Annotated in this window: 12 protein-coding genes and 1 tRNA gene; 5 read left to right on the plus strand and 8 right to left on the minus strand. The window is 63.8% G+C overall.

All coding sequences use genetic code 11. The features are described 5' to 3' along the window. Nucleotides 1-4: 4 nt before the first annotated feature. From glgB to SOM18_RS18220, 4 genes are all read right to left on the minus strand, one after another. The gene (gene glgB, locus SOM18_RS18205) at nucleotides 5-2167 is read right to left on the minus strand and encodes a 1,4-alpha-glucan branching protein GlgB (protein WP_031440551.1); all 2163 of its coding nucleotides are present in this window, start codon (nucleotides 2165-2167) and stop codon (nucleotides 5-7) included. Continuing rightward, nucleotides 2164-4590 carry a glycogen/starch/alpha-glucan phosphorylase gene (locus SOM18_RS18210; RefSeq protein WP_320482123.1) on the minus strand — a complete coding sequence of 809 codons (2427 nt, stop codon included), beginning with the start codon at nucleotides 4588-4590 and terminating at the stop codon, nucleotides 2164-2166. The genes glgB and SOM18_RS18210 overlap by 4 nt, the downstream gene beginning before the upstream one ends. 130 nt (nucleotides 4591-4720) lie before the next feature. Continuing rightward, the gene (locus tag SOM18_RS18215) at nucleotides 4721-6028 is read right to left on the minus strand and encodes an Nramp family divalent metal transporter (protein ID WP_031440549.1); all 1308 of its coding nucleotides are present in this window, start codon (nucleotides 6026-6028) and stop codon (nucleotides 4721-4723) included. Nucleotides 6029-6197: 169 nt separating this feature from the next. Then, nucleotides 6198-6821 (minus strand): DNA-3-methyladenine glycosylase family protein, encoded by a 624-nt coding sequence (locus SOM18_RS18220; RefSeq protein ID WP_031440548.1) that lies wholly within the window; start codon nucleotides 6819-6821, stop codon nucleotides 6198-6200. 72 nt (nucleotides 6822-6893) lie between these two features. Between SOM18_RS18220 and SOM18_RS18225 the strand changes: the two genes are divergently transcribed. Next, nucleotides 6894-7211, plus strand: coding sequence for a 2Fe-2S iron-sulfur cluster-binding protein (locus SOM18_RS18225; RefSeq protein ID WP_031396278.1), 318 nt, complete (start codon nucleotides 6894-6896; stop codon nucleotides 7209-7211). 115 nt (nucleotides 7212-7326) lie between these two features. Here the strand turns inward: SOM18_RS18225 and rlmB are convergent, their stop codons facing one another. After that, nucleotides 7327-8073, minus strand: a complete 747-nt coding sequence (rlmB, locus tag SOM18_RS18230) for a 23S rRNA (guanosine(2251)-2'-O)-methyltransferase RlmB (protein ID WP_031440547.1) — start codon at nucleotides 8071-8073, stop codon at nucleotides 7327-7329. Nucleotides 8074-8094: 21 nt separating this feature from the next. Beyond that, nucleotides 8095-9744 (minus strand): M20/M25/M40 family metallo-hydrolase, encoded by a 1650-nt coding sequence (locus SOM18_RS18235; protein WP_320482124.1) that lies wholly within the window; start codon nucleotides 9742-9744, stop codon nucleotides 8095-8097. 126 nt (nucleotides 9745-9870) lie between these two features. On the opposite strand from SOM18_RS18235, the gene SOM18_RS18240 reads away from it, so the two are divergent. The 4 genes from SOM18_RS18240 to SOM18_RS18255 all read left to right on the plus strand — a co-directional run bounded on the left by SOM18_RS18240 (nucleotide 9871) and on the right by SOM18_RS18255 (nucleotide 13113). Further along, a tRNA-Tyr gene (locus SOM18_RS18240) sits at nucleotides 9871-9957 on the plus strand. 159 nt (nucleotides 9958-10116) lie between these two features. Next, on the plus strand, nucleotides 10117-11382 hold the full coding sequence (locus SOM18_RS18245; protein ID WP_192008111.1) for a tyrosine-type recombinase/integrase: 1266 nt from the start codon (nucleotides 10117-10119) through the stop codon (nucleotides 11380-11382). A gap of 19 nt (nucleotides 11383-11401) precedes the next feature. Next, nucleotides 11402-12091, plus strand: a complete 690-nt coding sequence (locus SOM18_RS18250; protein ID WP_320482125.1) for a replication protein A — start codon at nucleotides 11402-11404, stop codon at nucleotides 12089-12091. A 566-nt stretch (nucleotides 12092-12657) separates the two neighbouring features. Beyond that, on the plus strand, nucleotides 12658-13113 hold the full coding sequence (locus SOM18_RS18255) for a hypothetical protein (RefSeq protein ID WP_320482126.1): 456 nt from the start codon (nucleotides 12658-12660) through the stop codon (nucleotides 13111-13113). A gap of 128 nt (nucleotides 13114-13241) precedes the next feature. Here SOM18_RS18255 and SOM18_RS18260 read toward each other — a convergent pair whose 3' ends face one another. Beyond that, nucleotides 13242-13766, minus strand: coding sequence for a hypothetical protein (locus tag SOM18_RS18260; protein WP_320482127.1), 525 nt, complete (start codon nucleotides 13764-13766; stop codon nucleotides 13242-13244). Nucleotides 13767-14043: 277 nt separating this feature from the next. Further along, a complete protein-coding gene (locus SOM18_RS18265; protein WP_192143393.1) occupies nucleotides 14044-15393 on the minus strand; it encodes a surface lipoprotein assembly modifier in 1350 nt (449 codons plus the stop codon). Nucleotides 15394-15413: the final 20 nt, after the last annotated feature.

Here is a 15413-nt window from a genome sequence, read left to right on the forward strand (position 1 = left end):
CGTCTCAGCCCTCAAACTCGAGCATGATCGTCGCGAGCGGGGGCAAGGTGACCCACGCCGCGCCGTCCTCCGCGACCACGCCGCCGAGATTGCCGAGCCCGCTGCCCCAATATTCATGCGCGTCGCTGTTGATGATCTCGCACCAGCGACCGTCGAGTGGCAGCGGGATGCGGTAGGGCGCGCGTGCGATCGGCGTCATGTTGGCGATGACGGCGACGGGCTTCGCGCCAGGTGCCTTGCGCAGCCAGGCGAAGACCGAATTGGCGGCGTCGTCGGCGATCAGCCATTCGAAACCCTCGGCCTCGCAATCGCGCGCATGGAGCGCGGGCTTGTCGCGATAGACTATGTTGAGGTCGCGGACGAGGTTGCGGATGCCCTCATGGCTGCGGCTGTTGCGCAGGCACCAGTCGAGCGCGCGGCCTTCGGACCATTCGCGGCGCTGCGCAAACTCCTGCCCCATGAAGAGCAGCTTCTTGCCCGGATAGCCCCACATGAACGCGTAATAGGCGCGCAGATTGGCGAATTGCTGCCAGTCGTCGCCGGGCATCTTGGTCAGCAGCGAGCCCTTGCCGTGGACGACCTCGTCATGGCTGAGCGGCAGGACGAAATTCTCGCTGAACGCATAGACCAGGCCGAAATTGATCTCGCCGTGATGATGCTTCCGGTGCAGCGGATCACGCGCCATGTACTGGAGGGTGTCGTGCATGAAGCCCATGTTCCACTTGAACCCGAAGCCCAGGCCACCGCTCTTGCCGTCGTCGCCGACGGGAGCGGAGACGCCCGGCCAGGAGGTCGATTCTTCGGCGATCGTGAAGGTGCCGGGATGCTGCCCGTACACCGCGCGGTTCATGTCGCGCAGGAACGCGACCGCTTCCCAGTTCTCGCGCCCGCCGGTGTCGTTGGGGATCCATTCGCCCGCCTCGCGCGAATAATCGCGGTACAGCATCGACGCGACCGCATCCACGCGAAGCCCGTCGATATGATAGCGCTCGGCCCAGAACAGCGCGTTGTTGACGAGGAAGGACGACACCTCGCGCCGCCCGAAATTGTAGATCGCGGTGTTCCAGTCGGGGTGGAAGCCGAGCCGCGGGTCTTCATGTTCGTAGAGCGCGGTACCGTCGAAATGCGCGAGCCCGAACGCGTCGGTCGGGAAGTGCGCAGGCACCCAGTCGAGCAGCACGCCGATCCCCGCCAGATGCGCACCGTCGACGAACCGCGCGAACCCCTCGACATCGCCGAACCGCGCGGACGGCGCATAGAGCCCCGTGGTCTGATAGCCCCAGCTGGGATCATAGGGGTGTTCGCTGATCGGCATGAACTCGATGTGCGTGAAGCCCATCTCGACCACATACGGGATCAGCCGGTCGGCGAGCGCATCCCAGGTCAGGAACCAGCCCTCGGCATCGCGGTCCCACGATCCGGCATGCACCTCGTAGATGCTGATCGGCACGCGGCGCGGATCGACCGAGGCCCAGTGTTTGCGGTGGCTCGTATCCGCCCATTCGTGCGCGAGCGTGCGGGTGATCGACGCGGTCGCGGGACGCAGTTCGCTGGCAAAGGCGAAGGGATCGGCCTTCAGCGGCTGGAGCCGGCCATCGGGACCGACGATCTCGTATTTATAGGCGCGATATTCGGCGATGTCGGGGATGAAGATCTCCCAGACGCCGACGTCGCCGCGCCTGCGCATCGCGTGGCGGCGGCCATCCCAGTCGTTGAAGTCGCCGACCACCGAGACGCGCTGCGCATTGGGGGCCCAGAGCGCGAAATGCACGCCCGGCGCGCCTTCGTGCTCGATCAGGTGCGCGCCCAACTTGTCATGGAGGCGGTGGTGATTGCCCTCCGCCATCAGCAGGTCGTCGATCGGGCCGAGCACCGGGCCGAAGCTGTACGGGTCGGTCACCCACCAGTCCGTGCCGCCGCCCTCGGCGTGATATTTCACCGGCTGCGGATCGCCGTCGATCGGCCCTTCGAACAGGCCGCGATCGTCGATCCGGGGGAGCGTGCCGAGCGTCTTGCCGTCGAGCGCATGCGCCTCAGCGGTCGTCGCACCCGGCAGCCACGCGCGCGCGAACGTGCCGCCGGGGCCGGCATGCACGCCGAGCAGCGAGAAGGGATCGTGGTGACGCCCCTCCAGCAGGGCAACGATGGCGCCTTCGGGTGGCTTCACATTACCGTCCAGATATCGCGGGCATATTCACGGATCGTCCGGTCCGACGAGAACCAGCCCACGCGCGCGACGTTGCGCACGGTCGAGGCGACCCACGCGTCGCGATCGTTCCAGCGCGTGTCGACGCTGTGCTGCGCGGTGGCATAGCTGTCGAAATCAGCGGCGAGCATGAACCAGTCGCCCTCGTACAGCCCGCCCATCAGCCCAGCGTAGCGCTGACGATCATCGGGCGAGAACACGCCCGAGGCGATCGCCGAGACCGCCTGGCAGAGCTCGTTCGACCCGTCGATCACGCTGCGCGGATCATAGCCCGATGCGCGCTTCGCTTCGACCTCGTCCGCGGTCATCCCGAAGATGAAGATGTTGTCGTCGCCGACCCGGTCCTTGATCTCGATATTCGCGCCGTCGAGCGTGCCGATCGTCAGCGCGCCGTTCATTGCGAACTTCATGTTGCCGGTGCCCGACGCCTCGAGACCCGCGGTCGAGATCTGTTCGCTGAGATCGGCGGCGGGGATGATCTGCTCCGCGAGCGACACATTATAGTTGGGCAGGAACGCGACCTTGAGCAGTCCGCCCACCGACGGATCAGAATTGATCCGCCGCGCGACGTCGTTCGCCAGTTTGATGACGAGTTTCGCATTGTGATAGCTCGATGCCGCCTTACCCGCGAACAGCTTCACGCGGGGCGTCCAGTCGCGTTCGGGATGGCTGCGGATCTGGTCGTACAGCGCGACCGTCTCGATGATGTTGAGCAGCTGACGCTTGTATTCGTGAATGCGCTTGATCTGCACGTCGAACAGCGCGTCGGGGTCTATGCGCAGCCCCAAGCTGTCCTTGATATGATTTGCCAGTGCCACCTTGTTCGAACGCTTCACCGCCCAAAACCGCTCCCTGAACGCGGGATCGTCGGCAAAAACATCGAGATCGATCAGCCGTTCGGCATCATCGAGGAAGCCGTCGCCGATCGCGTCGCGGATCAGCGTGGTGAGGCCCGGGTTGCACTGTTGAAGCCAGCGGCGTGGGGTGATCCCGTTGGTCTTGTTGTTGATCCGTGTCGGATAGAGGCGGTGAAGATCCGCGAAGACCGTCTTCTTCATCAGCTGCGTATGCAGCGCCGCGACGCCGTTGACGCTGTGCGATCCGGCAAAGGCGAGATTGGCCATTCGCACGCGCCGCTCGCCACCCTCGTCGATCAGGCTGATCGCGGCGATCGCGCGGTCGTCTATCCCTGTGACCCCGCGTGCCTCGCGCAGCAGCCTTGCGTTGATCGCGTAGACGATCTGCATGTGGCGCGGCAGCAGGCGCTCGAACAGCGGCAGCGGCCAGCTCTCCAGCGCCTCGGGCAGCAGCGTGTGGTTGGTGTAGCCGAAGGTCGCGCGCGTGATCTTCCACGCCTCGTCGAACGCAAATTCGTGATGGTCGATCAGCAGCCGCATCAGCTCGGCGACCGACACCGCCGGGTGCGTGTCGTTCAGCTGAATCGCAGCCTTGTCGGGCAGCGTGCGGATGTCGCCGAAATACTGGATGTGGCGACGGACGATGTCCTGGATCGAAGCGGACGAGAAGAAATACTCCTGCCGCAGCCGCAGCTCCTGCCCCGCGGCGGTCGAGTCGTTGGGATAGAGCACGCGCGTGAGTGTCTCGGCGCGGAGCTGGTCCGCGAGCGCACCGGAAAAGTCGCCCGCGTTGAACCGGTCGAGCTTGATCGGATCGAACGCGCGCGCGGTCCACAGCCGCAGCGTGTTGACGTGTTCGCCGCGCCAGCCGACGACGGGGGTGTCGACCGCCATCGCCTCGACCGCCTCGGCGGGACTCCAGTGAACCTGGCCGCTGTCGGTCGCGATCACCTCGCCGCCGAAGCCGATGAAATAGGCGCTCTCGCGGCGTTCGAACTCCCAGGGATTGCCGTGCGCGAGCCAGCTTTCGGGCATCTCGACCTGCCAGCCATCGTCGATCCGCTGGCGGAACATGCCGTTCACATAGCGGATGCCATAGCCGTAAGCGGGCAGCGCGAGGCTCGCCATGCTTTCCATGAAGCACGCCGCCAGCCGCCCGAGCCCGCCATTGCCGAGTGCCGCGTCGGGCTCGATCTCCTCGAGCGCGGCAAGGTCGACGCCGTGCAGCGCGAGCGCCCGCGATACCTCGCCGCTGCGTTGCAGGTTCGTCACCGCATCGCGCAAGAGCCGGCCGATCAGGAATTCGAGGCTGAGATAATAGACCCGCTTGGCACCCGCCGCATGCGCCGCCTTGGTCGACGCCATCCAGCGTTCGACGATGTCGTTGCGCACGGTGAGGATCGTTGCCGCGAGCCAGTCGTGCGGAAGCGCGGCCTGCGCATCCTTGCCGATCCGGTGGACGAGCGTGTCGAGGATCGAATCGGCCAGCGTCTGGACGGAGCGCTGCAGGGCGGGGTTTGCGGTCACGCGAATTCCGGATCTCGTTGTCGTCACCGGTGATCCTAGCCGCGCGGACACCTTTGTCACGCGGACTTGCGAGGTCGCGGGACGCGATCGGCCAGTTAGCCGTACATCCCCTGATCCATGTCAGTTTATCTCAGAGCATGCCGATCAGCAGCGTCGCGTTGAGGCCGATAATGACCGCGGCGATGACCCAGGCGAGCGTTTTCAGCCAGACCGGGCTGACCAGGGATCCCATGATTCGCGCGTCCCCGGTGAACTTGACGAGCGGCACGACCGCAAAGGGGAGCTGCAGGCTCAGCACGACCTGGCTCAGCACCAGCAGCCGGGTCGCGCCCGCATCGCCCGCGGCGCCGACCACGAACACCGCGGGGATAATCGCGAGCAGCCGCGTCACCAGCCGGCGTAACCAAACGGGCATGCGCAGGTCGAGGAAGCCCTCCATCACGATCTGGCCGGCGAGCGTGCCCGTCACCGTCGAATTCTGGCCCGAGGCGAGCAGCGCGACTGCGAACACGACGCTCGCAGCCCCCATGCCGAGCATCGGCGCGAGCAGCGCATGCGCCTGGTCGATATCGGCGACGTCGGTGCGCCCGGCGACGTGGAAGGTCGCAGCCGCGAGGATCAGGATCGCGGCGTTGATGAAGAAGGCGAGGCCGAGCGCGATCGTGCCGTCGATCGTCGCCATCGTCACCGCGTCGCGCTTGCCCGCCTCGGTCGCCGCGAACGCGCGCGTCTGGACGATCGACGAGTGGAGATAGAGGTTGTGCGGCATCACCGTCGCGCCGAGGATGCCGATCGCGATGTAGAGCATCGCCGGATTGGTGACGATCTCGGTCGTCGGCACCAGCCCGCCGAGGACGCCTGCCATGTCGGGCCGTGCAAGGAACAGCTCGAAGATGAAGCAGCCGGCTATGATCACCAGCAGCGCGACGATGAACGCCTCGAGCTTGCGGAAGCCGAAGCGTTGCAGCGCGAGGATCAGGAACACGTCGAGCGCTGTCAGCACGACACCCCAGACCAGCGGCAGCCCGAACAGCAGTTTGAGCGCGATCGCGGTGCCGAGCACTTCGGCCAGATCGCAGGCGATGATCGCGATCTCGCACAGGAACCAGAGCACGACCGAAACGCGCTTCGAATAATGCGCGCGGCAGGCCTGGGCGAGGTCGAGCCCGGCGACGATGCCGAGCCGTGCGGACAAGGCCTGGAGGACCATCGCCATCAGGTTGGACAGCAATACGACCGACAGGAGGGTGTAGCCAAACGCCGAGCCGCCGGCGATGTCGGTCGCCCAGTTGCCTGGATCCATATAGCCGACCGCGACGAGATAGCCCGGCCCGACGAACGCGAACAGCCGCCGCCAGAACGGCGCGCCTTCGGGGATCGCGACGGTGCGATAGCTGTCGGACAGCGAATGGGCGAGGGCGGAGCTGGGCGGCGGCATCGCGGGTGCTTTGCCGGATGGGAGCGGAGGGGACAAGCAGTTCGGGTGGCAGGCGGATATCGGGCGGGCGGCGCATGGCTCTTTTTGCTCCCGTCATCCTGACTTTCGTCAGGATGACGGGAGGGGCGAGTGGGGTCTCGCGGGCATGGCCTCGCTTGAGCGGCCGCGCTCAGATCACCTTCATGTCAGCCTGGTAATGGTGCCAGAGGAAGATCGCCGCCGCGCCGCGGTGCGGGCGCCAGGCTTCGGCGAGTTCGCGAGTCATCTTCTCGCTCGGGCGGGCGTCGTGGCCGAGGATGCGGCCGATCTCGATCTGGACCGCGAGGTCGCCCGCGGGCCAGATGTCGGTGCGGCCCTCGGCGAACAGCAGGTAGATCTCCGCCGACCAGCGGCCGATTCCCTTGACCCGGACCAGCGCGGCGATCGCCTCCTCGTCGTCGGCGGGCAGGTTCGTCAGGTCGAGGCGGCCGCTCGTCACCTCGTCGGCGAGGCTGCGGGCATAGCCGAGTTTCTGCCGCGACAGCCCCGCGCTGCGCAGCGTCTCGTCGCTGGCGGCGGCGATGTTGGCGGGGTCCGCGGCACCGCCGACGAGCGCGTCGAGCTTGTTCCAGACCGATTGCGCGGAGGCGACGCTGACCTGCTGGCCGAGGATCGTGCGAAGCAAGGTCGCGAAGCCGCGCTCGCTGATCCGCGGGGCAGGGTGGCCCTTGTTCGCGACCGCCACCGCGAAGGCGGGTTCGATCGCACACAGCGCGGTCATGGCAGCCTGCAACTGGTCGGCGTTCAGGCCCATGACGCGAACCTTGCAGCTTGATCGGGGCGGCGGCGCGCGGCATGGACCGCGCACGGTTTTTCGGAGGACAGCATGCCCAAGCTTATCGTCGTGACGCGGGACGGGGAAGAACGCGAGCTCATGGGCGAAACGGGTCTTTCGGTCATGGAAGTGATCCGCGACGCCGGGATCGACGAGATCCTCGCTTTGTGCGGCGGCTGCTGCTCCTGCGCCACCTGCCACGTCCATGTCGACCCGGAATTTGCGGCCAAACTCAAGCCGATGAGCGAGGACGAGAACGACCTGCTCGATTCGACCAGCGACCGCGACGACTATTCGCGACTGTCGTGCCAGATCGACATGACCGACGCGCTCGACGGGCTGAAGGTCCGGATCGCCGCCGAGGATTGATCTGGTCCCTTGGGACGGGCGGTTGGGGCGGGGGTTTCGATCCCCACGCCCCTCACCCTTCCCACCGCTGCGCGGCGGGCCCTTTCCCTCTCCCCCGGGGGAGAGGGGGAGATAGTTAGCGCGTCGTCACCGCGTAGAGTGCGATCGCCGCGGCGTTCGAGACGTTGAGGCTCTCGACCTTTTCCGAGATGGGGAGCTTGGCGAGTTCGTCGCAGTGATCCTCGGTGTTCTTGCGCATGCCTTCGCCCTCGGCACCGAGCACGATCGCGACGCGCTGCGTGCCCATCGCCTCGGACAACGTCTGCGTCGCATGGCCCGTGAGGCCGATCCGCCAGAACCCGGCTTCGGCGATTTCCTCGAGCGCGCGGGCGAGATTGACCACGCGGATCCACGGCACCGTCTCGAGCGCACCCGACGCGGCACGGGCGATCGTGCCCGATTCGGGCGGCGCGTTGCGGTCGGGGGTGACGATGCCGAGCGCATCGAACGCCGCCGCCGAGCGCAGGATCGCGCCGACATTGTGCGGATCGGTCACGCCGTCGAGGATGACGAGCGGACGGTTGTCGTCCTTGCCATGCTCGAGCAGGTCGGCGAGCCACATGTCTTCGAGCGGCTCGACCTCGATCACCACGCCCTGATGCGGGGCGTCGCCCGGCACCAGCCGCGCGAGATCGGTGGCCTCGGCGAAGGTCACCGGCACGGCCGCGGGCAGATCGAACCCGGCCAGCGCCTCGCGCGTGCCCATGATCTTGCGCACCGTGCGTTCGGGATTGGCGAGCGCTGCGCCCACCGCATGCTTGCCCCAGAAGCGCGGACGCCCCGCGGGGGCCTTGCTCGGCCGATGGCCCTTGCGTGCTGCCATCAGAGCGCTCCCGTCATCATATCAGTCATCGTCATCGCTATATCCATAAGGGTCGGTCACCACCGGCTTGGTCGGCAGTGGCGTGCGTGGCAGCGCCTTGTCCGCATTCGCCGCGCTGAGCAACACCGATGCGAGCACGATCGACGCCTGGCGCATGTCCTCGGCCTTCAGGTGATCGAAGGTGTCGGCCGACGTATGATGGATCCGGCTGCCATAATCGAGCGGATCCTGGATGAACTGGAACCCCGGCACGCCGACCTGTTGCAGGAAGACGTGATCGGTGCCGCCGGTCGGCCGCAGGACGACGTTCGATGCGCCCATCGACGCGAACGGGCTGAGCCAGTCGCGAAAGATCGGCACGACCGCGGGGTTGGTCTCGGCATAGAGCCCGCGCAATTTGCCCGAGCCATTGTCGATGTTGAAATAGGCGGCGAGGTCGGCATGACCCGGCAGCGGGGTGATCGGCCATTTCTGCGAAAAGCCGTAATAGCTCTGCATCCCGGTCTGCGGCGGGTCGTTGGGGCTGCCGCGTGTCGCCAGATGGCGGGTGACATAGGCCATCGAACCGAGAATGCCCTGCTCCTCGCCCGACCAGAGCGCGAACCGGATCGTCCGCTTCGGGCGGACGCCGGTTGCGGCCAGGATCCGTGCGGCCTCCATGATCATCGCCGAGCCCGCCGCATTGTCGGCCGCGCCGTCCGCGGCGACCCAGCTGTCGAGATGCGCGCCCGCCATGACATAGCCGGCCTTCGGATCGGTCCCGGGAATGTCGGCGATGATGTTGTACGCCTGCGCATCGCTGTCGTCGAAGCGGACGTCGCTGACGATCTCGAGCGTCGGGGCGGGGCCCGCCTTGGCGAGCCGCGCGAGGCGTCGATAATCCTCCGCGGCGATCTGCACGCCCGGCAGCGCAGGCGTGTCGCCGACACCGAACAGATAGCCTTCGCCGCTGACCAGCTTGCCGTCGTGATAGGCCATCGTCGCGGTCGCGACCGCGCCTTCGCTTTTCAGGAACGCATCGAGTTTCTTCGAGAAATCGAGCCGCTTCATCCGGCGGTCGGCGGCATCGGGGTCGTAATTCGGCTGCTGAAACCGGTCGAGCCTCGCGATATCCTCGCCGCTCAGCCGCTTGAAGGCGGGCTCGGCAGGTTCGTCACCGGTGCCGGGCCGCGTGAGCATCACGATCTTGCCGCTGAGCTTGCCGCGCCATTTCGCGAAGTCGCGCTCGCGCGCAATCGGTGCGACGATCACGGCCGCGCTCAGCGCGGTGCCGTTCGTGCCGGGAGTCCAGGCAATGGGAATCGCGGTCAGCTGCACCACCCGCGGGGTCGTCATCCGCACGCTCGACCGTTCGATCGACCAGCCTCGACCGAATGCGAACCCTTCCTTGTGGACATTCGTGAGGCCCCAGTCGGCGAAGCGGCGCTGCGTCCATGCCTCGGCCGTGCGCATCGACGGCGAATTGGTGAGCCGCGGGCCGATCACGTCGGTCAGATGCTGGACGGTCACCATGACCTGGCTGTGGTTGGTCCCTTCGTCGATGATGCGGTTGACCATGGGTTGATCAGGCTTTGCGGTGCCGCCACGCTCCTTGGCGGCCGCGGGGCTGAGCGCGATGATCGTTACGGTTGCGGCGAAAATGGCAAGTCGGCACGGACGCGATTGGTGCATGAAGGTCCCCCTGGGCAATTTTTTATGCATGAAAGGCTATGCGGGGGCGGAAGTTGGCGCAACCCGCGTTGACAGCACCGACAAGCTTCGCCATTGAGCCGCCTCGCTCGAAAGAGTGGCCCCTTTGGACAGGTGGCCGAGTGGTTAAAGGCAGCAGACTGTAAATCTGCCCGGGTTTCCCGTACGCTGGTTCGAATCCAGCCCTGTCCACCAACACTACATATCAGGTTGTCTCAACCGGTCTCACAGGAGACCGGCAACCCCTGATTTGTGGGTTGTTCGTCGTCTCACAGCGTCGCAAAGCATCTCCATGCAGCGCGATCGATTCGGGGGCACATTTGGGGCACTGGCCGATGCCCCTGGGGGCACCGGATGCTGACCGATACGGCCTGCAAGAAAGCCAAACCTCAGGAAAAGCCGTACAAGCTGGCGGACGCGCAGGGCTTGTACCTGTACGTGACGCCCACCGGCTACAAGAGCTGGCGCTGGAAGTACCGATTCGCTGGCAAAGAGGGGCGCTTGGTGTTCGGTGCCTATCCAGAGATCACTCTGGTCGAGGCACGGAGCCTGCGGGAAGCAGCCGCGCGGCAGTTGCGAAGCGGAGTGGATCCCTCGGTAGACAAGAGGCAGCGGGTCGCGGCTCATCTGGCGCGGGCAGGGAGCACGTTCGAAACGGTAGCGAACGACTGGTATACCAGCCAGGAGCGGACATGGTCGCCGCGGTATGCGAAGATTGTCCGACGCAGTCTGGACCAGGACGTTTTTCCAAAGCTCGGCAGCTTGCCCATCGAATCAATCACGACGCCGCTCGTGTTGCAGGTCTTGCGGCCGATCGAGCAGCGGGGCGCGATCGAAACGGCTCACCGCGTGCGGCAGAGAATCTCCGAGATCTTTGCGCGAGCGATAGCCAGCGGCGTTGCGACCAACGACCCGGCAACGATCGCTGCACGGGCGCTGGCGAAGGTGAAGAAGGGCAAGTTTCCCGCTGTACGTACGATGGAAGCCGCGAGAGCGGTTCTGCGCAAGGTCGAGGAACAGCCGGGGCATCCGCTGACGAAACTGGCGTCGCGATTGCTGGCGCTCACCGCGGTTCGATCGGGCGTCCTCAGGCTGGCCGAGTCGAAGGAATTCGAGGATCTCGACGGTGCCAACCCGATCTGGCGAATCCCGGCCTCCAAGATGAAGCTTGTGCTCGAACGCAAGGAAGACGCTGCGTTCGAATTCATCGTGCCACTGGCGCCGCAGTCGGTGGAGCTGGTCAGGCTGGCGATCGAGTTCACTGGTGCGCATCAGCCATTGATCTTCCGGAGCGTTCGGCATCCGCGGAAGCCGATCAGCGACAGTACGATAAGCAAAGCATATCGCGAGGCCGGCTTTTCCGGCGTGCATGTTCCGCACGGTTGGCGATCAACCTATTCGACCATTATGAACGAGTTGGCCGCGGTGGAGAATCGCGTCGGCGATCGACCAATTATCGATCTGATGCTCGCTCATGTTCCGGAGGGGGTGGAGGCCGCGTACAATCGCGCCGCTTATATGCCCCGTCGGCGCGAACTGGCGTGCGAGTGGGCGGGTATGTTGGTGCAGGACCTGGCGCCGCCGGAATCGTTGCTGACGGGGCTCCGGCAACACGCCTGACTTGCAAAGGAGCCGTGGCATGACCGCGCGTTCCTTCAACGAAGTCACAACCGGCATCCGCGACCGCGCACGGTCAAACTCGCCAGTGCGCCGCAACAGCCACAATGCCGGTGGGTCCGAGGTGTCCCTCTGGCGCACGCACAACACGTTTCCGAAGACCGAACACAACGCGCGGATGCGCGCGGCCGAGGCGTTCGACCATGAGACCAAGCTACCGGGCAAGCGCAACGGCGCCCTGGGCTCGATCGGCCTCGAAGTGCTGCGCTGTCTGCTTCGCCTGCGCGGCCGTAAAGACGGCCGGCTTGATCCGACCTACCAGTGGATCGCGGACAAGATACACCGGTCGCGTAGCGCCGTCGGTGAAGCGCTCGATCGACTGAAGGCGTGCGGTTTCCTCGACTGGATCCGGCGATGCGTGCCGATCGAGGACGCCCTGCCTGACGAACAACAGAGCGAGCAGATCTCCAACGCCTTCATCCTGCTACAACCGCCAACGGTGCGCGAGTGCGTTCGCCGCATGCTCCGCAAGCCGAGCGAGTTCGTCCGCGCTGTTGCCGAGAAGCTTGCGCGCCAAAAGAAGCTAGACACCGCAACGGTCGACGACGTGATCGCCGAGGTCCAAAGCCCCGAGCTGCGCGCAATCCTCGCCCGCGTCCGCGCTTTTGTTGATAGTGCAAATCCGCCGAGCGGTCACACAGAGACCCTGTAAGATCTAAATATAAAAGGAACGCCTATGGCGTGCGCAGCTTGAAGCTCCACCAAGCCCCCGAGGCCCCGAACCCAACAGGTTCAGCATCCGGCGACCGCGGGTGAGCGTGCCGGCTTGCGCCGTCCCGCGCATCCTGGGGAGAATGCGCAAATTCGGTGCCATTCCGAGAACCACGTCGTCCCCATTGCAGGGGCGCGATCTGCACCGAACTGCACCGGCGTATGAGCTTCAAATACCGCAACCCGGCCTAGGACCTGGGCCGGTTTCCGCAGGTTGTATGATCGCACCTTTTGCGACACGAAAAGACCGCGGGCGAGGCGGGGGGAATAGCGTGTTAAATGGGGTGGCAGGTGCATCAATCTGCATAACCGTAGGACGGATCATTGCAGGATGGACGCCACTTAATCACGCCACCGCGCATCGGATTTCCCGACTGCATCAAAAGGCACATAAGCCAGCGGGTGAGGAAGGGGGCTTACGCCGTATTTGTGTATGCAATTCGGAACCGACGAGATTGGTGGAATGCGGACGTTGCCATAAGCGGGGCACTGTCGTTATCGTCTATGATGGATTGGTCGCAGATCGCCACAGATTCAAAGTCCGACGGCTCGCTGCGCGACATCTACATCCTAGGCACGTCGATCGACGATTGGGCGCTCATCTGGAATGTGTTGACCGCCTCGGGCAGTTTGGCGTTCGACGTTGACGGCATAGCGCGAACGCCGCCTGCTGATGTGCGAGAAGCGTTCGCCCTTCATGCCTCACACTCAGTGACCGCCTGTTATCGGCTCGGGAAACAGCGGCTTAACTGCCATTTCTTCGTCGAAGAGGAGGTGGAATTCGACCTTGATCCCAAGGACGTTGACGGGCTGGTTGAGGCCGAACGTCTAGGTCAATTTCTTGTCGAATTAGGACGGATGACCTCCAAGGAGGTTCGGCTAACCGCGGTGAACGAGCGGGAGGCTGTGATCGCGCGCTACAGCCCAATATCTGACAGCGTCATCTGGTCTGCGGTCCCATAGTGCTACGTCTGCTTCTGGGCGACAGCGGAAAGGCGGCTTTCAAGGTCCGCCTTGCCGATCGCGAACGTCCCTACGTGGTGGTTTCCAGAACGGCGGCTTTCAGGCGGTAAATTGCGATAGCGGTCGTTCTAGTCCACTTCTCGTTGTCCCGTGGGGCAAGCCGCGTGGAACGCATCGGGCTTCATCATGGCAAGGGTTTTGTTAAAGGCTGCTGCATAATGCGACGCCGCTGCTCCGCACGATGTTTGGATTCTCATGGTGCGGAATGGGCCAGAATAGGCTTCCGGCAAATCTGTGAACAATTGGTCTCCGCTTGGAGTAGTAAAGGCTGGATAGCATCCTTTGATACCTGGTACCGTCCGGTAAACGACAACGCCATTGGAGATACCTGTGTAGAATTTCGGTCGTGGGAAACCAGCGGCAGCCATCGCATCTTTGCTCCCATCGCGTTTGCCATAGGCAGAGACACAAGCTTTGGCGGTTTGTAGATCGGCCATGATCTTCTTTTTTACGGCTGATGGCTGCCGGTCGAACCATGCCTTCTCGTCAGGCGCTATCAGCCGCGTGTCCCCTGATTGCGACCTTTGAGCCACCACCGAGCCGGCTAACGCGGCCAACACGATTCCGATCAAAATAGGTGTGATCCGGTTCATCAGGCCCTCTTTGAGCGTCTGCTTTGAAGCTTGGTCCTGTTGCGACTAAACGTCTACCTTTGGGCGACAGCGGTCCGGCCGCTTTTTAGCTGGGTGTCGCGCCCTGTCGTCAAACATACGATTGGCGACACGCGCTAGCGCGGCCCGCCTCTGTCATGCTTGGACCGAGCAGTCTTAGTCCTGCCATATGATCATTGTGGTCTCCGCAACCGGATAAATCGCAACCTGCCAGCATCGCTCGATTCGGTTTCCGGTCGGGCCGTTCAGTTTTACGCTGCTAGAAGTATCTAGCTGCCGTTAGTTCGAAACGACTGCGCTTTATCGCGTATAATCCGATAGACGAGCTAACGCGATTATACGTCCAGTTTAACTGTGGAGAAAATCCCATAACTCGTATCTTACGGTTGCCCAGCGTTGTCCGTATGACTAAACGGGTGTCACGCCGCGACTTGACATCGAATATCAGCAGCGGGGCATCAAAAACTGCTCGTGACATCCCTAAGCTGCCGCCTATATTGAAGCCGTGGCGCAGTTCGCCGCCAACACCCAAATTGCCGCCAACCTCGATGTTGGAAAAGGCGTCTTCTCGCAACCATTCACGTCGAAAAAACGGCCCAGCAGAAACAACCAGCGTTCGCGCTATAGCGTGCTCGATCGTTCCATATAAACCGCCTTGCCAGCCATCGTAGCCGCGGTCGAAATAAGCTCGAACATGGCGAACATCAACTTGGTAGCCGAAGCGATCGCGTTTGCCGAGGACCATTTGCCCCCCGGTCCGCGCGCCAATCTGAGCGGTCGCCGCCTTCCCGCCGAACCAACGGCGTGCATAGACACCTTCAAGTGAAACGCTGCTGGTTGGAGTGACGCGATATTCGCCCCCGGCCGATGTCTGCACGTTGTAATCATCAAACTGACTGCCACTGTAGTTCGACCCATTCGCGTCGAACTCCGCAAGCGCAGATACTGTTTTCGAGATGGGAAGACGCAACCCGGTGGAAAGCTGGGCAGTCAGCCCGACGCCCGAGTGAGCTTTCGCTTCGTCGTTCAGATCCGCTTGATAAGCGCTGTCACCGAGCAAGACCGTTACGGATTGAGCCGATGTTGCGTTGTTTATGTTAGTATCAGGTGCGATGCCGATATTCAGGTCAAGACGCCAAGTCCTTCCGCTCCGTATCGTGTCGCGTACCGTGCGTATCGTCCTGGCGATCTGCTGAGGCAGTTCCGTATCCTGCTGAGCGATTCGTAGCTGGCGATCGGCGCTTGCCGTCTTTTTTAAAGCTATCAACGCCTGCGCCAATTCAAGGCGGACTCTGGTCTGGGCGGGATCGTTGGCCAAAATTGCCATGAATTGATTCACTGCACCGGCGTAGTCGCCGGTCCGGGAGGCTATCAACCCTCCCAGAAATTCTGTTTGTAACTTGAACCCAGGCGCAAGACGCAATGCTTCTACAAGAGGTAAAGCTTCCGCATAATGCCTCTCAGAAATCAGACGTTCCGCCGCCGCCAGTAGCTGCGGCGGCGTTAGCTCAATACGACAAGTACCGGCGGAACAGTTGCCTTCCGGAGCGGCAGACGCCGGCGATGCACAGGCAAATATCGCCGTGCCGGCGATTAGCGCGAAGCGCATGTCGAGGAATCCTCGTCAAA

The sequence above is a fragment of the Sphingomonas sp. CFBP9019 genome (assembly GCF_034045155.1).
In the GTDB taxonomy this organism is placed as follows: Bacteria; Pseudomonadota; Alphaproteobacteria; order Sphingomonadales; family Sphingomonadaceae; genus Sphingomonas; species Sphingomonas aerolata.